At 45.9% G+C, this 25,743-nt stretch carries 18 protein-coding genes and 1 pseudogene; all 19 read right to left on the reverse strand.

Annotated features, from left to right (window positions below; all coding sequences use genetic code 11):
- Window positions 1-115: 115 nt before the first annotated feature.
- Window positions 116-748 (reverse strand): annotated as a pseudogene (locus B0H50_RS10510) (transposase); the annotation flags it as partial.
- A gap of 230 nt (window positions 749-978) precedes the next feature.
- The gene (locus B0H50_RS10515) at window positions 979-1,155 is read right to left on the reverse strand and encodes a GIY-YIG nuclease family protein (protein WP_109587699.1); all 177 of its coding nucleotides are present in this window, start codon (window positions 1,153-1,155) and stop codon (window positions 979-981) included.
- A gap of 19 nt (window positions 1,156-1,174) precedes the next feature.
- On the reverse strand, window positions 1,175-4,441 hold the full coding sequence (locus B0H50_RS10520) for a type I restriction endonuclease subunit R (RefSeq protein ID WP_109587700.1): 3,267 nt from the start codon (window positions 4,439-4,441) through the stop codon (window positions 1,175-1,177).
- A gap of 87 nt (window positions 4,442-4,528) precedes the next feature.
- Window positions 4,529-5,851 carry an RNA-binding domain-containing protein gene (locus B0H50_RS10525; RefSeq protein ID WP_109587701.1) on the reverse strand — a complete coding sequence of 441 codons (1,323 nt, stop codon included), beginning with the start codon at window positions 5,849-5,851 and terminating at the stop codon, window positions 4,529-4,531.
- 159 nt (window positions 5,852-6,010) lie between these two features.
- A complete protein-coding gene (locus tag B0H50_RS10530) occupies window positions 6,011-6,544 on the reverse strand; it encodes a hypothetical protein (RefSeq protein WP_109587702.1) in 534 nt (177 codons plus the stop codon).
- Window positions 6,541-7,476 (reverse strand): hypothetical protein, encoded by a 936-nt coding sequence (locus tag B0H50_RS10535; protein ID WP_109587703.1) that lies wholly within the window; start codon window positions 7,474-7,476, stop codon window positions 6,541-6,543. Before B0H50_RS10535 ends, B0H50_RS10530 begins: the two co-directional genes overlap by 4 nt.
- A 16-nt stretch (window positions 7,477-7,492) precedes the next feature.
- On the reverse strand, window positions 7,493-9,601 hold the full coding sequence (locus tag B0H50_RS10540; RefSeq protein ID WP_109587704.1) for a DEAD/DEAH box helicase: 2,109 nt from the start codon (window positions 9,599-9,601) through the stop codon (window positions 7,493-7,495).
- A 2-nt stretch (window positions 9,602-9,603) separates the two neighbouring features.
- Complete coding sequence (locus B0H50_RS10545) at window positions 9,604-10,524, reverse strand: HamA C-terminal domain-containing protein (protein ID WP_109587705.1); 921 nt, start codon at window positions 10,522-10,524, stop codon at window positions 9,604-9,606.
- Window position 10,525: 1 nt separating this feature from the next.
- The gene (locus tag B0H50_RS10550; protein ID WP_109587706.1) at window positions 10,526-11,659 is read right to left on the reverse strand and encodes a restriction endonuclease subunit S; all 1,134 of its coding nucleotides are present in this window, start codon (window positions 11,657-11,659) and stop codon (window positions 10,526-10,528) included.
- Window positions 11,656-13,077, reverse strand: a complete 1,422-nt coding sequence (locus tag B0H50_RS10555) for an AAA family ATPase (protein ID WP_073306412.1) — start codon at window positions 13,075-13,077, stop codon at window positions 11,656-11,658. Before B0H50_RS10555 ends, B0H50_RS10550 begins: the two co-directional genes overlap by 4 nt.
- A gap of 178 nt (window positions 13,078-13,255) precedes the next feature.
- Complete coding sequence (locus B0H50_RS13480; RefSeq protein ID WP_233244759.1) at window positions 13,256-13,966, reverse strand: ATP-binding protein; 711 nt, start codon at window positions 13,964-13,966, stop codon at window positions 13,256-13,258.
- Complete coding sequence (locus tag B0H50_RS13485; RefSeq protein ID WP_199219630.1) at window positions 13,888-14,628, reverse strand: AlbA family DNA-binding domain-containing protein; 741 nt, start codon at window positions 14,626-14,628, stop codon at window positions 13,888-13,890. Before B0H50_RS13485 ends, B0H50_RS13480 begins: the two co-directional genes overlap by 79 nt.
- Before the next feature lie 81 nt (window positions 14,629-14,709).
- Window positions 14,710-16,299 carry a type I restriction-modification system subunit M gene (locus B0H50_RS10565; RefSeq protein ID WP_109587707.1) on the reverse strand — a complete coding sequence of 530 codons (1,590 nt, stop codon included), beginning with the start codon at window positions 16,297-16,299 and terminating at the stop codon, window positions 14,710-14,712.
- Between the two features lie 46 nt (window positions 16,300-16,345).
- On the reverse strand, window positions 16,346-18,427 hold the full coding sequence (locus B0H50_RS10570) for a hypothetical protein (RefSeq protein ID WP_109587708.1): 2,082 nt from the start codon (window positions 18,425-18,427) through the stop codon (window positions 16,346-16,348).
- 6 nt (window positions 18,428-18,433) lie between these two features.
- Window positions 18,434-21,313: a DEAD/DEAH box helicase gene (locus tag B0H50_RS10575; RefSeq protein WP_158275913.1), complete on the reverse strand. Its 2,880-nt coding sequence runs from the start codon at window positions 21,311-21,313 to the stop codon at window positions 18,434-18,436.
- Between the two features lie 395 nt (window positions 21,314-21,708).
- Complete coding sequence (locus B0H50_RS10580; protein WP_109587710.1) at window positions 21,709-24,756, reverse strand: type III restriction-modification system endonuclease; 3,048 nt, start codon at window positions 24,754-24,756, stop codon at window positions 21,709-21,711.
- 9 nt (window positions 24,757-24,765) lie between these two features.
- The gene (locus tag B0H50_RS10585; protein WP_073306048.1) at window positions 24,766-24,993 is read right to left on the reverse strand and encodes a hypothetical protein; all 228 of its coding nucleotides are present in this window, start codon (window positions 24,991-24,993) and stop codon (window positions 24,766-24,768) included.
- Between the two features lie 3 nt (window positions 24,994-24,996).
- The gene (locus B0H50_RS10590; RefSeq protein WP_109587711.1) at window positions 24,997-25,476 is read right to left on the reverse strand and encodes a DUF3990 domain-containing protein; all 480 of its coding nucleotides are present in this window, start codon (window positions 25,474-25,476) and stop codon (window positions 24,997-24,999) included.
- On the reverse strand, window positions 25,473-25,688 hold the full coding sequence (locus B0H50_RS10595; protein WP_095879321.1) for a DUF3791 domain-containing protein: 216 nt from the start codon (window positions 25,686-25,688) through the stop codon (window positions 25,473-25,475). Before B0H50_RS10595 ends, B0H50_RS10590 begins: the two co-directional genes overlap by 4 nt.
- Window positions 25,689-25,743 lie beyond the last annotated feature (55 nt).

A 25,743-nucleotide genomic window follows, 5' to 3' on the forward strand; every position in this document is an offset into this window, starting at 1 on the left:
GTCATATTTTAGAAAACCTTGCAATAATTTCACAGGGTAGAAATCAGTTTTTCCCAATAGTTATGCGGGCTGGGCGGGATTTTAAGGGACGACTAATTAGTCAGCCCTTAAAAAGTCACTTTGCGAACGCAAGATAAGGACGTTCGCATTTTTTGTTCATTCCGTTCCACAGAAGGCAAAAACAGTATAGCCATTCCAACAGAACAAAAAAGCGCCTCATGGCCCTCTTGAAGTTGAACGCCGCTGCTGCAAGCTTTGCATTGAGCATGTCGCCAAAGATTCCCTTGTAGAAATTTCTGCCCATACGGTGATCGCTTTTCAGATGGCCGTTGATAGGCTCGATGCCAGCCCTCTTGCAAAAAAGCTTGTGAGCCTTTTCCTTCTGGTAGTAAGTCACATTTTTCTTCGGGACGTCCGGTATCACGATCTTTGTCGTTCCGGATTCCTTTTGTCCGCGGTAGCCTCGGTCGCATGCGGCCCGGCTCGGCCTGAATCCAAGCATTTGTTCAACATGGTCAAGCGTATCGTCTATCGTATGTCCGTCATACTCGTCCCGGAACGAAACCGCGCAGACAATGATGCCGCTGTAGCTCCGGGCGATTGACACCTTGTTGCCGAACTCGTATTTCTTGTGTTCCTTGCCCTTGCCGATGCATTTTACTTCGGGTTCGTGTAGCGAATAGACCTTGTCCTTGTCGCATTTCTTCTGTGCCAGAACTTTGTAGAAAAGTTCAATTTTTGGCGGAAACAAAGATTCAACAGAATATTCTTCATCGATGAGTTCAGGTTTATCAGGTTCATTTACACCATAAAACTTTAGTTTATCACTTCTGCCATGCATTTGGGCTATAGCAGAAAGCATATCATAGGCGTCCCAAGGGTCTATTTCAAAAAATTCCCTGTTTGAAGAAATCCTTAAACTGGGATTAAGCAACTGAATGAGATTATGAACTAACTTATCAGGATCTTTTGCGCCATTTATTCTTGGAATCTCGTAGGTGCAATACACCTTATAAGGAAGAGGAACAGATTGCCGGAAAGGTCTTTGACTCGTTTGTCGACATCCTCAGCGTATCCAATCTTTATCCAGTTTGCCTTGTGGAAACTTTCATTGGTAAGGACATAAATAAAGCCCGTTTTTTCTTTCTGTTCCATATTTCCTCATCAATCTTATTTACAAATTCTTCTTAAAATTCTCAGCCTGTTCAAATATCTCCCCATAGACTTCGTCGCGTTCGACGGGCGGGTAGCCGAATTCATCGAGAAGGATTATCAAGTTCACTTTCAGTGCGGATTTAATGTCGTCGCGCTTGTCCCAGTCGGGGTATGCGGCTTGTTCGTCAACAAGAATCTTGACGCGTTTCGAGAGTGCAATTAGTTTGTCTTCGGGATAGGTAAAGTGGTACTTGACGCAGAGTGATTTTAGAATATCATAGAATGCGGTCTCTTCGAAGCTGAGGCCTTTTTCTTCGCCTTCGGTAAACGCCTTGCGAACTTGGACAATCATGTCGGTCAAAGTTTCGGCCATTTCTTCATAGACTTCGCTCTTCAAGATGTCTTGCTCGGTGCGATTGTTGTACTGCTCCACGAGCTGTTGCATTTTCTGCGTGAAGTTGACTCCCTTGACCTTGTTCACCTTGCGGATTTGCCCGATGGCTTTTTGCAGGAGCATTTGCAGCAACTTAATTTTGGTATTCGGCAGTTTGATGCGGTTGATGTGCTGCAAGTATTCGTCGTCAAAGATGTTCTGTTTTGCCTGGTCGGCTTCGGCATCGCTCAACTGCAGAACGTCTTCCACGCCTTCGCTCTGGAGCGCCGAAGCAATCATCTCGCGGACGCGGGCGTTCATCTGCGCGGTATCGGGAGCATTGCCCTTGGTGAGCTTATGCAAAATGGAGCGAATTGCGAAGTAGAAATGCGCACGGTCGCGCTCGGCCTGCGTAATTCCCTCGTTGCCGACGCAAATGTCGTATGCGGCCTTCAGGCGTTTCGCGAGGCCCATAAAGCGGGCTTCCTTTTCCTTCGTGGTTTGCACGAATTCCTGTGCCTGCTTGAGGCATTCCAGTTTCTTCAGTTCCGCGCCATTGCCCGTGCTCTTAAAATACGCCGACGTATCGAACTTGTACATTAACTTGTCGAGCAAATCCAGATGATTGCGGAACTCCGTAATCGCGGCGGTAATGTCTTCTACATTCTGCTCAGAACCGGCACCGTACTGCTTTAACGCCAGGTTCATCTTGCGCTTGATGCCGATGTAATCGACGACGATTCCCTTGTCCTTGCCCGCAAACGTCCTGTTCACGCGGGAAATCGTCTGAATCAGGGAATGCTGCTGAATCGGTTTGTCGATGTAAATGGCGTCGAGGCACGGAACGTCAAAACCCGTGAGCCACATATCCACGACTATCGCAATCTTGAAGTTGGAGCGTTCCTGTTTGAAAAGACGGTCCAGTTCCTTGCGGGCATCCTTGTCGCCGAGCAAGTCGTAAAGATCCTTCTCATCGTCCTTGCTGCGGGTCATGACCATCTTGATTTTTTCGACCGGTTTCAGTTCCCGCTTTTCCTTGTCGGTAAGTTCGGTTGCCTCGCCTGCAAATTCCGCATCGTCGCAGATTTTCGCCACGCCCCATTCCGGGCGCAGTTCCAAAATATTCTTATACAGCGCATACGCAATTTGGCGACTGTAGCAAACGAACATCGCCTTGCCGCGAACCGTCGATTTTTCCTGAACGCGGGCTTCGTAATGCGCCACGAAATCCTTCGCCACAGCCTTCAACCGGTCTGGGTCGCCGAGAATCACGCCCATCTGCGCCACATCCTGCTTGCTCTGGTCAATCTGGTATTCGTTGGCACCCGATTCTGCAGCTTCTTCGTAATACTTCTCAATCTCTTCGAGAACAGAATTGTTCAACACCACCTTGGCGGCACGGCCCTCGTAAACGATGGGCACCGTAATGCCGTCCTTCACCGATTCCGTCATAGTGTAAATATCGACCTCGGGGCCGAACACATCGAGCGTCGCATCTATCGGCGTGCCCGTAAAGCCCACGTAAGTCGCATTGGGCAGGGAATTGTGCAAGTAACGCGCAAAACCGAAACTCGTCTTGACGCCCTTATCGGTCACGGTAATTTTCTGGTCCAGGTTCGTCTGCGTGCGGTGTGCTTCGTCCGAAATGCAAACAACATTATCGCGGTCGGTCAGCAGTTCGATATCTTCGCTGAACTTCTGGATGGTAGTGAGGAACACGCCTCCGCTCTTGCGGCCCTGCAACTTTTCGCGCAGGTCGGCACGGCTCTCCACACTTTCGACGCGTTCGTCGCCGATATACTTCTTGGAAGCCGTAAACAGCCCCGAAAGCTGATCGTCCAAATCGGTGCGGTCGGTAATCAGCACAATCGTCGGCGTCTTGAATTCTAGCGACTTCATGAGCAACCGCGTCAAGAAGAGCATCGTAAAGCTCTTGCCGCAACCCGTCGCACCAAAATACGTGCCGCCCCTGCCGTCGCCATAAGGCTTGCGGGCCTTGCAAATGTTTTCGTACAAAGACCTCGCCGCATAATATTGCGGATAACGGCACAGAACCTTCTGCTCCTTTTTGCTGCTGTCCGGGAAATACTGGAAGTTCTTGAAAATATCCAACAGGCGTTTGCGATTGAACATCCCCTGAATCATGGAGTAAAGGCTCTCGATGCCCTCGGCCTCGATTCGCTTGTCGCCAAATTCCACGCGTCGCCACGCATAAAAATAATCGTACTTGGCAAAGAAACTGCCCGCCCGGTTGTTCACGCCATCGCTAATCACGCAGAAGGCGTTATAGACAAACAGCTGCGGGATATCGCGGCGGTACCGAACCGTCAACTGCTCGTAGGCGTTGAAAACCGTCGCCTCTTCGCGCACGGCGCTCTTGAACTCGAATACCACAAGCGGGAGCCCATTCACAAAAAGGATTGCATCGGGAATCCGCTTTTCGGAGCCGACAATTTCAAACTGGTTTACAATTTTGACGATATTGCAGTCGGCGCAGTATTTCGCCGCCACATCGGCCGCCAGCGGCATCGCCTCTTCATCATCATCGACACCGAAACCCGACTTTCTCTGTTCACCCAGCGGCCTAAAATCTGCAAGCTCGATGAGGATGTCCTTGTCCTTCGGGTTCTCGCGCTTGAGCATAAAGCCGTCCGAAAGCCAGGAACAGAACTTCTTGTTGCTCTCGTAGAGCGCACTCGCCGAAAGCGAACGCAACTGCAAGACAATCGAACGGATCTCGTTCTCGGTAATGCCCTCGGAATCGTAACGACAGTGCAAGTAGTCACGCATGTCCTGCTCAATCAAGACCTCGCCCTCGCCGCGGCCAATCGCCTCGCCGGGCACATACTTGCAGCCCTCCTGAACCAGGAGGTCAATAAACACTTTCTCTAAGTCGGCTTCCTTGAACGCCATGCAGTAAAAATAAATTCATCATTTTCCTGCGCAATAAGCAAAATGGCGATTTTGGGGCAAAATAGGGCAATAATTGGGCAATTTCCCTTATTTCAAGATTTCCCACCGTCCATTCTTTCTAGCCCCAATGCGAACAATGCACGATTTTTCTCGTAGCGATTTCAAAGTTCTATTAACTGTTGGTTCGGAATAACCTGTTTCCCGCATAAGTAAGGAAACCGTAATGGAAGGATTCCGCTTTATTTCTGCGTAAATCAGCGATTCCGTTTCCGTAAGTTTTATCCTATCACTTATCCTATCACTTATCCTATCATTTATCCTATCACCCAACCGCTGCAATCCTTCAAAATAGAACGAAGTCCGCATGAAATGATCCGTAAACGAGAAAGCCTTTTCATCATAGGAACGCAGAATACGCCGCATGCCGCTCCCGAGTTGTTCGACCATATCCAAATCATGGAAAATACGCATCAATTCACGATTGCGCGGCATTGAACAACAGTTGAAGAAATCCTCCCTCGAAAGACCTTCCACCAACCCGCCGTAGTTCGTGATTTCCATCCGATCAGAGAAAATCTCAAACAGGGGCGGGACCTCCTTCGTGTAATCATTGTGAACAACGGCATTGATTACAGCCTCGCGCAAGGCAACAGGATCGACCAGAGACTTTTCGATGCGTTCCATAGGAGTGATCTTGGCGTGCGTAATATTCGCCACCTGCAATCGCGTGAGTACCGATTTTACAGCCTTTATAATGCTACAATAGCCAAATTCCTCATTTTCAATAAGGTCATATTTGTCCGTGCCTGTGTACCGCGCCACTTTGATGGATACTCCGTTTTCATCTGCAAGGAGATATGCGTTGTAGTTGTATTTTCCGTCGGGAGTAAGCAATTCCAGCGTCTTGGCAAACTGACTGTTCAAGGGCTTTTTGCTCTCTTCGTAGTAGATTTTTAGCTGGCTAAATGTCAGGTCTTGCCGCGGAGCCGGAATCTTGGCAAGAGAAATCTTTGCACGATAAGTGAACGTCTCCAGAATTATCTTTTCGCTCATTCCATGGACAGAACTTCCCACACGCACAAAGCATCCCTCGGGCGTCATGCCCGCCTTTTTTAGATAATACGGTTTTTCCGGACCACCCGAAATCGCCACATGAACGATATTTTTGTTGTCTTTTTCCTCCGTCACTACTTCAAAGAGTCCGATTGCATTGGGCTTGATATTGTTCAAGATCCTATCCGCTACTTGACGCTGCACATGGTCTATGTCCTTTACTCCATATACAGAGCCATCGTCATTGACTCCAATGTAGATATGCCCGCCTGTAGAATTCAGAAAAGCAATTACAGATCGCTCGAAAGTTTCGGACAGTTCTCGCTTGTATTCAACAAGATGATTTTCTTTGTTCATTACGCCTCCATTGAGTTGTTGAGGCGTCCCCTTATCCTGAAATCTCAGAAATAAAAAAGACGCATTTTCCCATTAGACGGAAAAACGCGTCGGGCATTAATGTACCTATTATCCCAAAAGTTGGCAAGAGGGGCAAGAAAATTTTACATTCACAAGAATTTATTCAAACAGCCTTGACGGTTCGAGTTGCAGGCCGGATTCGCCGAGGAGTTTGTAGAGATTCTGGCAGAGGATGTAGAGGGCGGCGAGGGCCCACAGGACACTTTTCAAATTCGCCAGTTGACTATTCGGGATGCTATCTGACGGTTCTTCTGCTCGTGCGTGTTTGACCAGATTGTAATTACGCCACCACTCCGCCGCCACCTTGTCGTCGAACGCCTGGAACGGCGCCGGTTTAATCACCTCGTACGGATACTTTGTAATTGCGCGCTCGTTCTTTATCCGGGGAGTCTTCGTGACAATCGCCCGAACCTTCGCAACAATATTCTTCGGCTTGCGCCCCAAAACCTTGCAATACTCCTCAGCAATGGAATCTATCTCGCTACAGATATTGAGCAACAGATAAGTGTAACGACTGGAGAACGTCTTGAAGTTGCTCTTGTCAATCGTCACGAACTCATCCGTTTCAAGGAAGTCCTTTTCAAGCAGAAGATACTGCTTCCAGAAAATTTTGGAGAATTGCTGAGGAGTCATAGGGAATTTCTGTCGACACGATCCAATTCACACTCATGCATAGACGCATATTCGCCCTTATAACATAAGCGTTCATATTTTGGAAAAGGAATAACGCCAAATTCAAATTGCTGCTCACCAGAAGGAGCCGGGAATATGATTGAATTGAACAGAATCGCATCATCCCATATCGTTGCAGGAGTTCTGACTACAGTATGAATATTTCCTTTTCCATTTGCAAATTTGTCTGATATTGAATTTGCTAAAGTATAACTATTAATAGTAAATTTTTCATAAAAATTTTTTTCATTTACAATCGTATTTGTATGCAAACCTCGTTTCAATGTATAATCATTTGAACTACGCTCTTGATCTGCATGACAAAGATCTTTTATCATTAAATTAAAAATGCTTTTATTTATCTCTAGTATTTTAGAAATTTCCTCTTCTGTAAATAAGGGGGAGACAGATAATAATTCTTCCGTTCCTAATGTATCCGGCTCAGACAAAAGGTCTCGTTTTTTCAAATAATCGTAAATAGATCTTTTTAATCTTAAAGCATTATTACTATTACGAATCACCGATTTCCCGTACATTTCTCTTTTTATCGTCCTAGCAAATAATAGATATTGGCAACAAGAAAGACCATTATTTTTCCAATCTTCTCGGAACCATTTTTTATATTTTTTTTGATTATCGATTAATACATGAAGATGATCTAAACGTAATTCATCTTCTTCTACATCATTATTCCCTTTTCCTGAGGGGACATCACGCGTTGCCTCATAATCAAAATATGAGTCTATCCATCTTTCAAGATGGCAAGTCGAAGTTGCGTATTCAGGAGGCATATGTTTCATCTTCTCTTCCTGTTCTTCTTGAATTTGTTCCATCATTTCCTCAAAATGCGGACATTCTTCATTAACTATTTGTTCCATTTCTTTTTCATTCATTTTTCTAGCCTCTTCTTTATTTTATAGCAATCCCATCATAAAAGAAATCAACGACATATTTGTCAAATGAATCTAATGTATTTATTTGACAAATTCGTTCTTTTCCAATACTAATAAATTGTTCAATCACTTTTTTGCTTGTTAATTCTTTATCTTCAAAATTTATCAAACCCGCATTATGAATTTTTCTTGAAATCATTCTTGGCAATCCAAATTCTTCCATTTGTAAAACAACTGGTGGCAAGAATACAGTTTTCATTTTGGCAATGAACGGGCTAATATCCACTCCGGAATCGAGAATACTTTTTTGAAGATGGTTAAACAGTGTAAAGAATTGAACAAAATTATAAGTAACTTTCTTTTCTAATTCAAAGAAATTGTCAATACTAAAATCATATTCACTTAGCATATCCAAAATTTCTGGAATCGTTTTTGTCCAATTCCAGGGTAAAATTTCAATAAACGCAGCAACCTTTTCAACTGCGTCCCTGTCACCGATACTATGCATTAAATACAAAATGTTTTTTAAACAAAAGTCCCACTCACTAGGATTATCTGAATTCAAATAACCTAACCCATTCCATTTAGTAGGCTTGTCCTTTAAATCCGTAATTATATACTTAACAGATTTCTTTTTGACATCGGAAAAATAGAAATCATCTTTTACAGATGAAAACGACTCCTGTCCAATTTCACTTTCTATTTCTCGTTGAATTAATGTTGCATCTTCAATCTCTTCTGCAGAGAATTTAGAAGAATCAAGCAAAGCAGGATCAAATATTGAGTCTTGTGGAAGTTTTAACGAAAGTTGAACCGATTCTTCCTCTGGAGTTTTATCTAACAAGAAAACATTTCCCACAAAATGTTTGAACATACGGCCACTACGACCCATAATATTTTTATAGGTAAAAAAATTTAAATTTCGCGATCCTATTTTGTTTTTCCATATTATAACATTTTTCGCTTCCGTATTAACACCTTCTATAATAGAAGATGTTGAAATCAAGTCGTTTAAGCCATTTGTTCTCTCCTCAAACAACTTTATCTGAATTTGCGCTAATGATCTATGCAAACGACCATTATGCATTCCTATACCTCTTTTAGCCAAATCTGACAAATACCAAATAGGTTGATAATTATCGGACAACCACTTAGAAAAGGAATCCAATAATTCACTTGAATTACGATTTATCCCGCTGCTCAGATACGAATCCTTTAATTTTCCGATTTCAGTAAAAGTTCCTGCATAGACAAGAGTTTTTCCAGGATTTTCTTTTAAAATATCAAATAAAAATTTGGCCTTCTGATCAGGAGCAACATTTATTTGTGGATAATAATTTTTCGAGTTTAGGTATACTGTATTAAAATCAGTATAATAAAAAGACATGCCCTGAGTAAATGGATTATCTTCTAAACAGGAAATGTTTGGAGCAAGGAAATACCTTTGATTTGCCTTATTGGAAAATTGAAGCAGGCATTTTATTAACGAAGGTGCTCTATCTGGATCAAATTGAACACTCGCTTTATAAAATTCATCGATTATAAAAATATCAATATCTTGAATTACATTCTTAAAGGTCAAGGCTCGTTCTGGAGGAAATATAAATATGTTTTTCTCGCCAATATCAGAATCCGATTGAGTTATTATTTCATAATCTCTTGAAAAACTTTTATACAGTCTTCTCCTTGTTTCATCCATCAAGGCAATAGTTGGAACAAGAATCACAACATTCTGAGGTTGTTTCAACTTGATGTATGCGTCAATAATGAAACTTTTGCCAAAACTTGTTGGTGCACTTACAGCAACACTTTCACCAGCCAGCAACCTCTTCAATACCAAAGATTGTTCCCTATGCAAAATTACTGATTTTTCAAAACCAACATCTGCTCTAAACATTTCGCAAGCAAGAGAATCCATCCAGTCAGCTTGTTTCTCATCAAAATATGGGAACAATCCAACTTCGCGAATCAAATGATTCACCAAAGAGTTATACGGAATATCCTTCTCCTGAAGGAAATCAAGCATTTTAATCAATTCATTTCGAGCATCTTTTTCATTACCGCTATTCAGCAATGAATTGATTTCTCTACATTTTTCAAACACATCAGAACGAATTTCAGACACAATTAACCCCTTAAAAATTCAGCATGTTTTCGAAAATCTTCTAAAATTTTTTCTTTCTTTGGCACGGGAAACAGGACAAGATGAAATTTTATTTCCGAATATTTGGACACGTCTTTACACTTGTTTATTTGTTTCTTAAAATATGAATTTGCGCGATCTTTTTGAAAAGCAATCACATTATCAACATACTCTGGCGACCATTCATTTTGCGTTTCAGTCAAAGGGCATTCATATAGCAACATAATAGGAATGTGCAATATCGGTTTAATTTTATCAATTGAAATATCATCGTCCAGCAGTGATTTAATTTTTGTTCTTAAAGACTCATTCATTTCTATCAAATCTAAATCCCGAACATCCGTAATTATACTATTTTCTTTTTTTATATTCGCCGTCTCACATATATCATGAACTGACTCTACAATTTTATACAATCGAGCATCTTCTATATTATTATAAAATTTTGCCTCTCCATGCCATAGTGAAAAAGAATCTTCTGATTCTATGACAACATGTACACTATCAGCCCCTTTAGCAGGGTCCTGTGAATTTTGTTTGTAATATATTTTAGGCACGGCGGAAATTGCTCCGTAATAGTCTTTCATAACTCCATATAAAAGAGCTTCAGCAATTTCGCCCCCTTTTTCTTCCCCTGCGTTTTCTACCAATTTTAATTTTTGGGAAGCCTTTTTTAACAAACTCATTGGGTTGCCATATAAAGCCTGCCGTTCCCTTAGTGATAAAGCCGTTTCTTGCAAATTATCCCAAATATAATTTTGGAATTTTTCATAACGCCATTTGCCGTCTTCAAAATCATTTACTAAGCCCAAAACAGATTTGTTATCAATAGGAGATAACGATGCGACAGTACATATAGTAGAAAAGGGGACCTTGTTAATTATTATTTCAAATGGAACAGACATATTACGCCCCCATTTTAGAGAGGAGAAGGGTTTGCGTTTGGGTTAATATTTTTATTTCTTTAAAGCAACACACAAATTTCTGCATTATTGCAGAAAATGCTTGTTTTACAGAATTATCATCAACAATCAAAATCGGTTGTGCCGAAATAACATCTTGACTGAGATTTTCTTGTGCTCCGCCTGTCGCGAGCCGCTTTATTTCTTCCTGGTTAACCAAAAAATGGAAATACAAAAAAGCAGCATCAACTTCACTTTTGCAAATCATGTTACAACAAGCTTGATTTGTTGTCGTTTCGCATTGCAAATAGCCGACTTGTGCAGCAGTTGCCCCATACATAGCCATAACGACGGAACCTGTGGGAATCAGCTTTGCAGAGCTATTCTTTAAGCCGGCTTCGCTGATGTATTCTTCCGTTTCAAAAATGACATTATTTTGGACTTCACCAGTTTTCAACCATGGATAATCTTTGGAATTCCAATAATCATTATTTGTTCGGCTAGGTGTTCCGCCTGATGTCATTTTAGCACAAAACTCGCCAACGGTTCCCATCCTCCAGCCTTCGGGCAGGTTGTTTGGGTCGATGTTGTCGACGAAGGTGTGGCGGTAGAGGGTTTGGGCGGTTTGTTCGAGGGTGGAGATGAGTTTCTTGTTGGTTTCAATGCGGGTGGCGAGGGTGTTGTATTCGGCGACGGTTTCACGCTGTTTTTCAATTGCGGGGACGGGGACCTGGACTTCGCACATTTCTTCCCAGTCAAAGACCTCGCGGGCGCTGCCGTGAGAATGGAAGCGGGCGTAGCGGTCAAATTCCGGGCGACGGAACCACATCATCAGATATTCGGGATCCAGGGCGTTCGTATCAACGACTTCAAAAACGGTATAGGCCTGCGAAATGATGGCGTCGTCATATCCGTCCAACAAGGCAACTGAAATTTTATCACCATTGCGAGACGTTACGGGACCATAAGCAAATTGCCCCTTGGTCACCACTTTATAGGCGGACAAATCTGTGCCGACAATATTGGCGATAGAGGGCATGAATTCTTTCGTGATGCTCACGCCAAGTAACCGCGTCACTTTCAAGTCCCTGTTCCGCACATCTACGGGCCGTATGTAGTCACCAAGCCGTTTCATCATCGAAACAGATCCTCCGCTTTAACAATACTTTGTATTAAAGACGCATATTTTCCATTCGCCACTCCAAAAGGCGCAATCATTGTCAAGTGCAGCGTCTTGTTAGTCTTCACATCATCCCTGAAAATGTCACGGCGTTCCTTCAACCACTCGGCATAGTCTTTCTTTATCTCGAAGGGTCTGTCACAATACTTTATTTCGCACAGGTCTATCACCTTGTCGCTCCGGTCTATAATCAAGTCTATCTGGGAACCTTTCTTGCCGTTTTTCTTTGACCACGAACAGACGTCGCTTTCGATTCCCGATATACCCAAAGCCGCTTTCACTTGAGCGACGTGGTGTATGCAAACTTGTTCGAACGCATACCCCTGCCACGCATTGCGTTTGCTGTCAGACAAATTGCTCCACGCATTTTCATTCATGCCCTTGTAGTCCTTTACGAACCGCAAAAAGAACAACGTAAACATGTCGGTCAACTGAAACAGAGCCTCATTCCTTTTTTTGCCAAAAGACTGGTAATGGCGGATAAAGTCGCACTTTTCCAGATTTTCCAGGACTTCGCTCAATTTTCCGTTATCTGCCGCACCAAGTCCCGAAATAATAGCGTTCCTTGTGAGGCCCACAAGCTTTGCGGACAACAGTTCTACAACCTTCCTGTAAATTGTCGATTCGTTAAAGAGCGACCGAAACAGAAAGTCGTATTCTGTCCTGAGTACAGCGTTTCTCTTGAAAAAAAGCTTATCTATATTTTGCCTCAAGCTAAGCGACGAATCTAGCAACGATAGATAGTAGGGTGTTCCACCCAGGCACATGTAGGTTTCGACGATTTCCGAATCAGACCAGTCAAAGTTTTCTTTTGCAAGGTATTTACGGGTTTCAAGCAACGAAAAGGGAGCAAGATAGATAGGCCTAGTCACCCTATTGTGCAGTCCGCCCTTGTCGCCCAACAGCTTGTTCACCATCCAGGTCGTAGCGCTGCCGCAAACCACCAGTTTCAACCTTTGGCAATCGGCTCCCCAGCTGTTCCAAAACATTTCCAGGGCCCTGAGGAAATTGGATTTCGGCGTGTCAAGCCACGGCAGTTCGTCAATAAATACGACAATCCTTTTTTTCTTTAATGTCCGAAGGTAATTTTCCAGCTGGTCAAAGGCCTCAAACCAGTTCTTGGGAATGTTTGTACTTTGCCCGCTGAACTTTTGAAGTTGCTTTTTCCAGTTTCTCAGTTGTTCAGCCTTGCTTACCTGATACACCCCTGTTGTATAGAAATCGAATTCTTCCTTGAAAAATTGCTTGACAAGGAACGTCTTCCCTATTCGCCTGCGACCATAGATTGCGACAAACTCCGCTTTCGGACTTTCAAAGCATTTTTGCAAGGTCTTTTGCTCTTCTTGCCGGCCAACAATTTTCTCTGAATAGTCCATACGCCCTCATTTTTTCGCTCAAAAATGGCAAAATATACCGATTATGGTGCGGAAAATATGTAAAAAAGAGACTTTCCGCACCAAAATCAACCTGTTTGAAATATATATAATTTGCAACGATTGCGCAACAGATCTACGGGCCGTATGTAGTCTCCAAGCCGTTTCATATTCTGCCCTGTCATAGATTCTCCAAGTCTATCAAAACCATCCACGAACCTTTTCTTGTCGTGCCTTCGTGCTTAATCGCGGGGACTTCAAGTTTACCTAGTTTGTTCAAATAATACTTGGTGGTATTCAAGTTCATTCCCAAGTATTTTGCAATTTGTCCCTGAGTTGCACGTGGATTGGCTACCAGATAATGCATAAGTTTGATTTCAATCGGCAAGTATTTTTGAGTCGATTGGGTGGCGGATTGGGTGGTCGATTGGGTGGCGGATTGGGTGGCCGCAGTCTCTTGCTTAGCGAAAAACGCAAGCATCACATCCCCGGGGTGCACAGTATATTCCGTCTTGACTCCATAATCCTTGCAAAGCCTGCACATGTTTTCGATGCCGCGCCCCCACGCTTCCACGTAGCCAGCCCTAAAAAACGCGTTTGCGATTTTGGGGTTGTATTGTTCCGAACGATGCCTTTGCATCAATGTTTCGGCGGTCCAATTGGCCGGGAAAACGCAATCGTTGCTTATAAGGACTTCGTTCTCGTGTATGCGAATTTGAATCGGGACTCCGGACGAGTAATTCGAATGCATCAGGGCGTTGTAAACGGCTTCGCGCATGGCATCCTTTGGAATGGGGTAGCGTTCCACCCGAATCAGGCCGTCGTAACTGATGCGTGCCTTGAAATACTTGAGGTAAATGAGCTCGACGACTCGATCCGCTTGAATGAACAACGAACCGTAAATTTCATCTTGGTTTGCAAATCGGGCCCATCGCCAAAAAAACCTATTTTCACGTATGCGCCACCAAACCATTTTTCCGGCTTGCGGTGAAAAAGCAAGACTGCGGCTCGGGTCAATTTTCCATCTACAACCAGATTCAGGCTGTCAAGCAGTTCTTCGTCCGTCATCGACAAATCTTGCGCAGTCATCCGGCCCGACTTTTTCGCCTCCCGGCGGAAGATGTCGAAGCTTTCCTTGTCCAAATCCCTAAAGCTGACTCCATCGACAGGGAGAGCATCCCATTTCGTTCCGGTCTTGTTCAGCAAAAACTGCGTGAGCGAAGCACCTTGCAAAAGCTGCTTTGTGCTCCCGGTCCGGTAATGATATTCGCCTTTATAGTTTACGGGATATGTACTCGGAGAAATCGAGATTTCGATGTATTCCTTGGAATCTACAGAAAGCAGGTTTACATCTACCAGCAAGCCCAATGCATCCCTGACTTTATTCGGGATATCTTCCATGAGCTTCTTGGCATTCTGCAATCCGATGACACGTCCCTTGTCATCTACGCCTACAAAAATCTTTCCACCTTGAGCATTCGCAAAACCGCATATCCACTTGATATACTCATCTCGCCACGATTCCTTGTACTCGATGTTCTGACTTTCGGGCATATCGTTCCTTAAAGGTTAATCATTTTGACTTGATATACATTCGTCCGCTTTTGTATGCAATAGTGCCTGCTTTCCATCACGCTACAATTCAAATCCCAGGTTCTTGAATACTTTGGCGAGTTCCTTTTCGCTTTCTTTTTCGGCCTTGAGGAGGGTGCGCATTTCCGCTTGGAGTTCGCGCATCTTTTCATCAAAGTTCACGGCCTCGTCGCGGTTCTTGAATTCGATGTACTTGCTCGGCACGAGCGACCAGTTTTTCGCCTCGACTTCTTTTAGGGTGGCGGTGGCGCAGTATTCGGCTTCGTCCTTGATTTTCTGCGTTTGCCACTTGTGGTAGGTGCCGCTGATTTTTGCGATGTCCTCGGCGCTGAACTGGGTGTATTTCTTTTCGAAGGGTTCGCCCATCTGGCGCAGGTCCATAAAGAGCACTTCGCCTTTGCGGTTACGGTACTTGCGCATGGCATCGCCGACCTTGACTTCGCGGGCGGTCTTGTTGTTGTTCAGAATCCAGAGCGTCACGCTGATGTCGGTGGAGTAGAACATGTTGCGGGGCAGAATGAGGATTGCCTCGACCTTGTCGTTCTGCAAAAGTTCCTTGCGGATTTGCTGTTCGTCGCCTTCGCCGCTGAGCGCGCCGTTACTGAGCAAGAAGCCTGCCACGCCGTTTTCGGAGAGTTTCGAGAGGATGTTCAGAATCCAGCCGTAGTTCGCGTTGCTCGTGGGCGGCACGGTGTAGCCTTTCCAGCGCGGGTCGTCGAGGAGTTCGTTTTCGGCACGCCACGATTTTTGGTTGAACGGCGGGTTCGCCATGATAAAGTCGGCTTTCAAATCCTTGTGCTGGTCTTCGGCAAAAGTGTCGGCGGGTTTGTCGCCCAGGTTGCCGGAGATGCCGCGGATGGCAAGGTTCATCTTCGCTAGTTTGTACGTGGTGCCGGTGTATTCCTGGCCATATACGGAAACTTCGCGCTTGTTGCCGTGATGCGCCTCGATAAACTTCATGCTTTGCACGAACATGCCGCCCGAACCGCAGCAGGGGTCGTAAATCTTGCCGCGGTAGGGTTCAATCATTTCGGCGATGAGACCGACGATTGTCTTGGGCGTATAGAATTCGCCTTTGCCCTTGCCTTCGGCGATGGCGAACTTGCCAAGAAAATATTCATAGACGCGGCCAACGACATCCTGTTCCTTGTCCTTGATGGTGTCGATGCCGTCGATGTCGCTGATGAGCGCCGCGAGTTTTGCAGTGTCGAGCTGCAGGCGCGAAAAATAGTTGTCGGGGAGCGCCCCACGCAACGCCTTGTTCTTCTTTTCGATGTTCGCAAGCGCGGTGTCGATCAGGAGCGCAATGTCGCTTTGGCGAGCATGCTCGATGATAAAGCTCCAGCGGGAAGTTTCTTCCAGGTAAAAGACGTTGTCCTTGTTGTAGAACTCGGGCATTTCCACGTATTTCTGGCGGCCGGCGGCGATGAGCTTTTCGCGCAATTCCTCGAACTTGTCGCTCGCGAACTTGAGGAAGATAAGCGAAAGCACCACGTGCTTGTATTCGGCGGGTTCCACGCTGCCGCGCAACTTGTTCGCAGACTCCCAGAGAGAGGCCTCTACAGACTTTTCGGGGACGGATTTCTTTTTTGCGGGCGCAGACTGCGCGGAAGACGATTTTGTTCTAGGCATTTCGGAAATATATAATAATGGAATGACGGCGGAGCGACAAGGGATATCAAAGCACCTTGAATCCGGCCAATTCCAAACTCGCCTTGAACCGCGGGAACTCCGACTCCCTCACGGCAATGCGCTTACCCTCCATCTTGACACATAAACCCTGAAGTGAAAGTTTCCCGATTTCGCGGACAAGGGCGGCGTTCATATTTTCGAGCGAAAAGACCAGCCAGTTTCTCTCTTCTTCTAGCATGACAAAACCTTCTAGAAGTTTATCCCTGAAATCTTTCCAGATTTGGGGTAATTCCCCCTCTGTCAGCGTTTCCATGTTTTCAAAAAAATCGTTCACCTTCGTTTTTGTATCGCAGGTATTTCTGAATTTAATCCGGTCAATCCTGAATAGCGTATGCGATAGCACCGTACAATACGGAGCAAGGAAAATTTGCGAAGGCTTGTCGTCCTTGTCGACATGAATTGTCAAATTGCGCTCGTCCAATTTTACCGGCAAACGCTTCTTGACATTCTTTAGTTCAAGAGAGTCTTTTAAATCGAAAACGTATTTACCCAGTTCCGTCATGCGGATATGCCCGATTTTTCCGAAACAGAAAAAATTCAGGTTGTTCAGCCAGCGGGCTCCGTTATCCGGTATATCTTCCGGCGCATTACACGGGTTCCACGTAATTTCGAACAGGCCTATAGATGCGAGCGCAAGGAACAAGTTTGTATAAGCCGGTTCATGCACAAGTGCCTCGTACCGCTGTCGATCACGGATCCTGATATTTTCCTTGCACTGGACAGGACTGCAGAACCTGTCTGGTAGTTTATAGAAGCAGGCCACATCCAAATCGCAGCCAACAGGAGTCAACTCAGGCAGCCCCTTTGTCTCAAGATTTTCGATATAGTCCTTAAAATTCACGGGTTCTAGCGGCGGGTATTCCTTTATCAGCTTGAACAGCCTTTTGAAATTTTCATTCCGTTTTTCCGATGTCAGACTGTCGTAATAGTCATATACCGTCGCATGCGGATACAGGAGCTTCTTGTCAAATTGAATGGCGTATCCTTTCATTTGCCCGCTCCTGTAATAAATTTTCAAGTCCTCCTTTCCGAAAAAAATCCTCACGGCCCGCTTTATCAAATCTTGCGGGGTTGCCAAGAGTTTCGAAAATTCCCGCTTGTCCATTCCCGCCTCCATTCCCTGGTGAACGAATAAGGAAATGAAGTAGAACGCAAGCATGGTGCGGGCGTTTTGCATCCGCTTTACATTTTTATCCGGATAAGAGAGAAGGGGCGAAGGATATCCGGCGTCGTTTTTGAGTGTTTCCACGGAAAAATCCGCCCCATTCGCAAATTCCGAGAGTTTGGCAACTTGATCGACCCGCTGCAGAAGTACTTTCAGTAACGGGGAGCCCATTTCGCGCCCAAAGAAATCCATATTCGAAAGGGTCAGATAAATTTGTGGCAAGTTGGCAACAAGTTCTTGCCCGGCTTCCTCTGTAAAAAGTTCATTGGAATTGAAAAAATCTTCAGGCGACAACCTCACCCTCGGTTTTTGATAAGAGGCGAAGTATTCCTGCAAACGCTTTTTTGTGTATGGCGGGACAAAGAAAATTTCCCTGTAACCATATTGAATCGCAAAGGAAAGCGGGTACTCGTAATCGTTAAAATAAGATTTTGGCTTATCTCGTTCGACAAGTTCCTCAATCTGATTCGTAAAAACATACGGGTCAAATGCGAGATGCAAGAAACTTTTCTTGACATGGTTGCCAAAGCTGTTATAGTAGGCTTCGAAAGCCTCCCTGTCGCAAAACGCTTCTGCAAGTGCCCTGCAGTATGTTGCTACGTTCATGTTTCCTGGTTTTAGCAGCCGGCTACCGTAATTCTTTATATCACTTGCGGTAGTGCTGGATAACCGTATTTCATGGGTGATTTTATTTAGCAGCGATTCCGGGACAGTGCCCGTTTTCACCATGTCCGACGCCAGCGACACATTGGGTACCGACGAAGCGAGCTTGCTTGCGACTACGCGCTGTAATGCTACGTCATTCGCCTTTTTCATCTTTTTTATATCGATAATTTTCGAAGCGCCGGGAGACCACTCCTCCAATTTTTTCTGCAATTGAGTCAATTTCTTATTCTTCGGCATAAAAACCTACACGTTCAAGAGGTAGTTGATGTCTTCTTCGGTAAGTTTCTTGATTTGCTGCCCGTCCGAAGAAATGATGGCACTGAACAGGTCCGCCTTCTTTTGCTGGAGTTCCATGATTTTTTCCTCGATGGTTCCGCGGGAAATCAGCCTGTAGCAGAATACGGAGCGTGTCTGGCCAATGCGGTGCGTACGGTCGATAGCCTGCTGCTCGGCACTCCTGTTCCACCACGGATCCAGAATGAACACGTAGTCGGCACCGGTCAGGTTCAGCCCCACGCCGCCCGTCTTGAGCGTCATCAGGAATACCTTGTATTTTCCGTCCTGCTGGAACTTTTTCACCAGTTCCGCGCGATTCGTGGTAGCTACCGTCATGACAAGGTGCGCTATTTCCGATTTTTCGAGCCGCTCCGCCATCGCATCTATCGATGCCAAGAAATTCGAGAACACGAGGCAACGGTGCCCGCTTTCGACAAGTTCCGCAATGGCATCCACCAGCCTTTCCCACTTGGCTCCTTCGACAACGCCCTCGGTCTTGCTTTCAGGAACAGTAGCGATCTGGCGCAGCTCGGTCAGAGCCTGCAAAATGCAGAACTGGGATTTCTCGAATCCGTTTTTCGCAATTTCGCCCTTAATCAATTTCTGGTAGAATATGCGCTGCTGCTCGTAAAGTGCCGCCTGCTCGGAAGACATGTCCACATACATCACCTGTTCGGTCCGTTCCGGAAGTTCCTTCGCTACCTCCTGCTTTAATCGCCTCAGAATGAACGGACGGATTTTTGCGGAAAGTTCGCGGGCGGCCTCTTCATCATTTTCTTTCTGGATGGGGTTTCCGTAACGGCAATTGAATTCCCCTTCGGTCCCGAACATCGGTGGATTCAGGAACCGGAAAATGGAATAAAGCTCTCCCAGGTTGTTTTCCATGGGGGTTCCGCTCAAGGCAATGCGGTGTCTAGCAGAAAGGAGCATCACCGCCTTGCTCGCCTGGCTTGCCGTATTCTTGATTTGTTGCACTTCGTCGAGCACGACATATTCAAACTCTTCACCTTGCAAAATCTTGATGTCGATTCGGACAACCGCATACGTGGTGAGGATAACGGAGTGTCGCCTGGCCTTATCGATACTGCGTTCAGTGCCGTAATAGGCGTAGACACTCAGTTCAGGCGCGAACTTTGAAAGTTCGTTTTTCCAGTTCTCGATAAGGCTCTTGGGCACGACCACAAGCGAACTTCCCTTGGACTTTTTTGCATAAGCGCTTGCAAGGAGCGAAATGGTCTGGATAGTCTTTCCAAGTCCCATGTCGTCGGCAAGGCAGGCCCCCAGATTGTTTTCGGTTACATAGCCAAGCCACTGCAAACCGTATTTCTGGTAATCGCGAAGTTTCTTTACGACAGGCAACTTCGCCGTCTTTCTTTCGGGAATGGTATCGAACCCGAAATAAAATTTTTGCCACGGAAGTTCTGTTTCTTTCGCGTTTTCGATTTTGGCATTAATAAGACTATCGACAAGGGGCATATCAAAGAAGGATATTTTATACGTACCATCCTTCTGTTCGCGCCCCAGTAACCGCTTGAGCCGCGTAAAGAAACTCTTGTCGATAATGGCACGGGAACCGTCGGAAAGCGGAATAAAATTATTTTCTTCGTAAAGCTCGACAATCTTTCGTGGTGACATTATTTCGCCGTCAATTTCGACAGTACATTTCGTGTCGAAATAGTCGATACCATCCCCCACCGAAATATGCGTCTGCGGCGTCACCTTCTTGAACTTGAATTTGCTCAACGCCTCGGTCCCGAAGAGCCGGTAATTCTGTGCAAGGTCACTCAAATTTTCAGAAAGGAACGGAAGCGCAAGCGCCGATGTGATATACAATTCGTCGCCTTCAATGTCGTAGGCCCTGGCGCCCTCCTCCTTGCATTCCGGGTGTCGGCTGATACAGCCCCTCAAGAGGGAATCCATCTTTTTCCAGCTCTCGGTGCCACCGTATGTTACAGGAATCCTCGAAATGGTGCGGCTTGATACATGCAGGCGCACAAGGGTCGAAGGCTTGTTTTCCGAAACAAAGTCAACTGGGAACGGATCGAAGCACCACATCTGTCGAATCGAAAGGTTTCCCGATTCGTCCAGCCCCGCAAAGTGGAGCGCGGGTTCGGCGGGAGTTTTAGGCATGGGCGTTTCGCTAAATTGCGTCATCTCGATTTTGATGGAAGGGAAAATGGAAGCAAACAGCGAGAGGAACTTTTCAATTTCCTTCCCGTTCAAAACGCCTTCGATATCCGAGAGCTTGTTGTAGTTAATCCCCAGGTCCCGCGTCCTGTAAATCTTCTTTCCGCAAAGTGCATAGGTAGGGCAAAGCGGAATTGGATTTTCAAGCGTTTCCGTTTCGGTGTTTAGGACAAGCGAAAGCTTGAAATCTACGCCGGAAAAATCCTCCTTCAATTCTTCTGAAGGGTCGATACGCAAAAGAACCGCCGTCCGTTCTGTCTTTTCGGCGTTGGTCACGATGCTTTTTCCAAAACGGAAATTTCGCTCGCCCTTGAAAAGCTGGTAGGCAAATTCCGCACTCTGGTCAAGATAAACCACTCCGTTCGGCCCATCTCCCCACGAAACCGTATTAAGCCGTTGTTGTTTGAAACGGTCTATGGCAAGGTCCAGCGGAGAACCGCCGCATACAACGTCTTCGAGAGCAATCAAAGCGCCCTTGTCGTTCGAAAAAAAGAAATAGGCACGCCCGCTTTCGTCAATACCTAAATTGAATACAGTATCTTCAAGCGGGATGTTCGCCCTAAAATTTTCTGTCGTGGCAGAGGCGTTTTGCCAGATATCCGAAATTTGTCCTAATGATAGTTTCTTGGGAGCTCGCCCGCCTTCATTTTTTTTGGCCATGGTGCAAAATGTAACTTTTTTGCTCATTTATACCGGCATCAGCCCCTTAAGTCGCCTTATTTTCGCCAATGAGGGCGATTTTCAAAATGGCGATGTAGAACTTTGGTGTTGAAGCCACCAGTAATGTTTAAGATTTTAAACACAAGTCCTTTATGATGGTCAAAATCGCCATTCTAAGCCACGGACTTATCCACAACACCAGAGTCATACTTTCCCTACTATTTTCTACTCACTTGTACACTAAACATATATTCCTGGAGCGGGATTGTCAAGACTCTTGTTTCAAGATTAGGTAAGGTTTCCCCGCGATTCATCTGTCTGCTACCCATTTTGTAAGCATCCTCATATTATTCAGAAAACTGGCAAGGGGCGTAAGGAAATTTTACAACCAACGATTACTTCACCAAATCCAGCAAGCGTTCGTAGGAATCTACCACGTCGTAGGTGACGGAGTCGCTGGAAATGGCAGCGAAATGTTTGCGGGCGCACTTGATTTTGGCGGATTCGATTTCGCGGAGTTCCATAGTGCTCATAGAGCCCTTGGTTTCGGCAACAAAATACACGTGTTTGACTTCGCCCTCATGGAAGGCAATTGCCCAGTCGGGATTATACTTGCCAACGGGCGTATTGATAAAGAATCCCTTGGGCAGCTTGATATACAGCGAAACTTCCTTGCTCGTTTCCAGTTTCTGTGCGAAGTCGCGTTCGTTACTGGAATCGTAAATCAAGTGGTCGTATAAATGCTGGTGCGTTTCGCAAGCATTCATACCGAGGCGTCCCTTCATCGTGTTATCGGTAAAGATGCTCGTCTCGTAACTGGATTCCAGCTTGTTATACGTAATATGCTCAATGATGACGGTCGCCTTCTGCTCGTTGATTAGGCGACTAGCCTTGATAATAAACTCTTCGGGGTTTTCCTGGAACTGGTCAAAGACGGGCTTCTGGATTTTGCTCAGAATTTCGCCGACCGTCTTACGGGTAAGTCCCGTATCTTCGACAATTTTTCCAATCAAATCATACTTGACGCTGGAATTTGCGGTAGCGACGGCGGCCCTGGATTCCGTAGATTCCATCTTGAAAGCGTTACCCGCATCTAGTTGCTCCTTGGACTTGATTTTGTCCAGAGAGCCCTGCGACACCCTGAAGAAAATCTTCGTCACGCGTAAATTCGCATTCAGCGCATCGACCGACTTACGGACAAGTTCATCCGTCTCGAAATCCACCACGTAAGCAGACTTCGCATTAATCTTCTGCCAGAGTTCCTTGAACTCCTTGGAATTGTACTTGCTCTTGTTCAGGCGCAGTTCCACATTGTTCTTGCGGGCATCTTCGGGCTTAATCGCATCGGCATCGTAAAGCGTATCAAGAACGCCACAAATGCTTGCAGAATAAGGAGCAACTTCTTCGCAAAGGCATAGCGTACCCGCAGCCTTGTCCGTGCGATACTTGTCTGTCAAAGCGCCCTTCTTCACATAGCCGCATTCCAGCAAAGCATCGTAAACCGTCTGCGCAAAGTCATCCGTCACAAAAAGCTTTTCGCCAGATTCCGAAGTAAACGACTTTCCCTTGAACAGGTCTATCGTCACCTTGACCGGGCGGCTGCCAATCGTTTCCGCCATTTCGGTTTGCAACGCCTTCGCGAAATCCTCGTAACTCTCGTTCGCGATAACCGTCAGCACATTCACCGAATGCACATCACCGCCCAAGACGCTTTCATCCATGCGTTCGCCGTTCTGATTTACGCATAAACGCAAGCCGCGGCCCACTTCTTGCCGCTTGCGGACTTCCGAAGCGCTGCTCTTGAGCGTGCATATCTGGAAAACGTTCTGATTGTCCCAACCTTCCTTCAATGCAGAATGGCTAAAGATAAACCGCACCGGTTCTTCGCGCGAAAGCAGGCGTTCCTTGTCCTTCATGATCAAGTCATAGGCGTCGATATCGTCGGAATCCGATGACCCGCGGGCAACCTTGCTATCCACAAAGCGACCGCCGCCCTTCTTGCTCTTGTCGATGGAGAAATACCCCGCATGTGCCTTGTGGGCATCCGTCTTTTCTAGGAATTCAAAATACTCCGGACTCTCCAGCAAATCCTGCTGCATCGACTTGCGAATGGTTTCATATTCTTCTTCGAACATTCTGGCGTAAATGCCCATTTCATCCGGAGCGTCATAATCACGATACTTCTTGACCTCGTCAATGAAGAACAGCGAAAGCACCTTGATGCCCTTGCCGAAAAGTGCACGTTCGCGCTCGAAATGCGAAATAATCGTTTCGCGAATCTGAATCCGACGCAACTGTTCCTCGTTCACCACACCCACGCAGTCTCCGGCATAAATCTTCTTGCCGTTCGTGAAAGTCACAGAAGAATCATTGCCGTTCACGTCGGTAACAGTATAGCCGTCCTTGTATTCTTCGAGACCACCCGACTGTTCGTAAAGATTAAAACCCTTCGTGACATGGGCCTTTTTCTTGAGCAGGCCACCCTTGCCCTTGCAATCAAATTCAAGAGTCGCGACAGGAGCCTTGTCCGTAAACACCTGAACGCCTTCCAAGTACAAGTAGCCCTCGGTCGCCGTAGAACCGCTCACCGTAATGCCCTTGACACTAATCTTTTTGACCAGGTGCTTGTTGTAGGCATCCATCGCATCGAGGCGGTAAACCATGTTGTAGATGGCGTCCTTGCGGTGAGTCGCCGAATAGCGCAAGGTCAACAGCGGCTGGAATTCCGCAAGGCCCTCTTTCGTCTTCTTGCCTTCGACACTCTGCGGCTCGTCAATAATCAGAATCGGGTTCGTGTTCGCAATCACATCAATCGGGCGGCGGCTGCGGAACTCGTCCAGCTTCATGCGGATACGGCGCGCATCCTTGCCCGTAGCGTTGAACGCCTGCGAGTTAATAATCATCACGTTGATGTGGCTGTCCGACGCAAAGTGGTCAATCTCGGTCAAGTTCTGCGAGTTATAGATAAAGAACCGGATAGACTTTCCGTATTCTTCCAGAAAATGTTCCTGCATAATCTGGAACGACTTATAGACACCCTCGCGAATGGCGATGCTCGGTACCACCACGATAAACTTGGTCCAGCCGTAGGCGCGGTTCAGCTCGTACATCGTCTTGATGTAGGTATAGGTCTTGCCCGTACCCGTTTCCATTTCGATGGTCAGGTTGTAATGGCCTTCCAGTTTGTCGGACTGCGGCAAAAGATTCGCAGACTGCACTGCCTGCAAGTTCGCAAGCACCTTGAAATCACTCAGCTCGGGCGCCAGACGCTGGTTGCAAAAACCGGTCACGCCCCTCTGCGCAGGCACACTGCCGCCAAAGAGCTTGGTCGTCCCCGAATCCATCAAGTAGCTCGATTCCAGGTAGGGCTGCCCCGCGAAAACATCGCAAACGGCCTTCGCGGCATCCGCCTGGAACTGCTGGTACTTGAACTGGATTTTCATAGTGTAAAATTAGGAATGTTTTGCAGAAAGTTCTGTTTCTTCAAGTATCTGCACAAGGACTTTGTAATCAAGATACTGGATGCCTTCAACGCCCTCATGGATTTTATCGGCAAGCTTGCTCTGGTAATACAGATCCATAGCTTCTTCCAGCGAACACTTACGCACCTGCGCCAAATGCGCTATAATCCGTTCTTCCAGACGTTCCTGATAAACCTTCTCTAGAACTTCGCCATCCATAAGCTAAGCCTCTTCGCCAGAAACAAACGTCAGCAACGAATCAATCGCTTTCTGCGTAATGAAGGCAATCTGGTCGTAATGCGGATACACCTTGATTTCTCTCAAGGCACGGTCTAAATCCCAGATTCCCGAATGATACATATCTACCACACGGAAAACCTTGTCGTTCGCGACCTTGCCTACGATAACGTCGTAATCCTTGTAATCCAAAGCCCCATCTCGGCACTTGCAGACAAAATTTATCCATTCAGTCAAATCTTCTGGAAAAGTCTTTACCGATAAATCGCTTGTAAAATCCGACATCTCGTAGATGTTCAGAACAGGACTCGCACCATCATAAATTTTTGACTTTCTTTCGGCCCAACGGATAGCCTGCTCGCGAACGGTAGTCACATAGAACCCCATCCCGAAATCAAGGGGCCTATAGGAATGATTGATATCAGGCTTCTGCACGACCTGTATTGAACCATGGTAAACAATCATATGGCTACCTTGCGGACTTTCAAATATTCCTCAATATCGCTCACGACAAAATCAGTCCCCTGCGTGTGCATTATTTCGTAATTGGGGACAAGAAACTTTTGAATACAACCAGAATCCCTAAGTTTTTTATATACGGCGGACGGCAGCTGATTCCACTTGTTCGCGCAAGCGTGAATCATATACACGACAAATTCGAATGAATCCTGAATCATAATGCCTCCGTATAATTTAAAAGATACTTATTTATCAACGCGAATAATATCCGCC

The organism is Hallerella porci, from assembly GCF_003148885.1.
GTDB lineage: Bacteria > Fibrobacterota > Fibrobacteria > Fibrobacterales > Fibrobacteraceae > Hallerella > Hallerella porci.

Excerpts from the sequence above, each read along its gene's own strand:
- B0H50_RS10515 (WP_109587699.1), bottom strand. The coding sequence starts at position 1,155 with ATGGAACAGAAAGAAAAAACGGGCTTTATTTATGTCCTTACCAATGAA.
- B0H50_RS10520 (WP_109587700.1), bottom strand. The coding sequence starts at position 4,441 with ATGGCGTTCAAGGAAGCCGACTTAGAGAAAGTGTTTATTGACCTCCTG.
- B0H50_RS10525 (WP_109587701.1), bottom strand. The coding sequence starts at position 5,851 with ATGAACAAAGAAAATCATCTTGTTGAATACAAGCGAGAACTGTCCGAA.
- B0H50_RS10530 (WP_109587702.1), bottom strand. The coding sequence starts at position 6,544 with ATGACTCCTCAGCAATTCTCCAAAATTTTCTGGAAGCAGTATCTTCTG.
- B0H50_RS10535 (WP_109587703.1), bottom strand. The coding sequence starts at position 7,476 with ATGAATGAAAAAGAAATGGAACAAATAGTTAATGAAGAATGTCCGCAT.
- B0H50_RS10545 (WP_109587705.1), bottom strand. The coding sequence starts at position 10,524 with ATGTCTGTTCCATTTGAAATAATAATTAACAAGGTCCCCTTTTCTACT.
- B0H50_RS10550 (WP_109587706.1), bottom strand. The coding sequence starts at position 11,659 with ATGATGAAACGGCTTGGTGACTACATACGGCCCGTAGATGTGCGGAAC.
- B0H50_RS10555 (WP_073306412.1), bottom strand. The coding sequence starts at position 13,077 with ATGGACTATTCAGAGAAAATTGTTGGCCGGCAAGAAGAGCAAAAGACC.
- B0H50_RS13485 (WP_199219630.1), bottom strand. The coding sequence starts at position 14,628 with ATGCCCGAAAGTCAGAACATCGAGTACAAGGAATCGTGGCGAGATGAG.
- B0H50_RS10565 (WP_109587707.1), bottom strand. The coding sequence starts at position 16,299 with ATGCCTAGAACAAAATCGTCTTCCGCGCAGTCTGCGCCCGCAAAAAAG.
- B0H50_RS10570 (WP_109587708.1), bottom strand. The coding sequence starts at position 18,427 with ATGCCGAAGAATAAGAAATTGACTCAATTGCAGAAAAAATTGGAGGAG.
- B0H50_RS10575 (WP_158275913.1), bottom strand. The coding sequence starts at position 21,313 with ATGGCCAAAAAAAATGAAGGCGGGCGAGCTCCCAAGAAACTATCATTA.
- B0H50_RS10580 (WP_109587710.1), bottom strand. The coding sequence starts at position 24,756 with ATGAAAATCCAGTTCAAGTACCAGCAGTTCCAGGCGGATGCCGCGAAG.
- B0H50_RS10585 (WP_073306048.1), bottom strand. The coding sequence starts at position 24,993 with ATGGATGGCGAAGTTCTAGAGAAGGTTTATCAGGAACGTCTGGAAGAA.
- B0H50_RS10590 (WP_109587711.1), bottom strand. The coding sequence starts at position 25,476 with ATGATTGTTTACCATGGTTCAATACAGGTCGTGCAGAAGCCTGATATC.
- B0H50_RS10595 (WP_095879321.1), bottom strand. The coding sequence starts at position 25,688 with ATGATTCAGGATTCATTCGAATTTGTCGTGTATATGATTCACGCTTGC.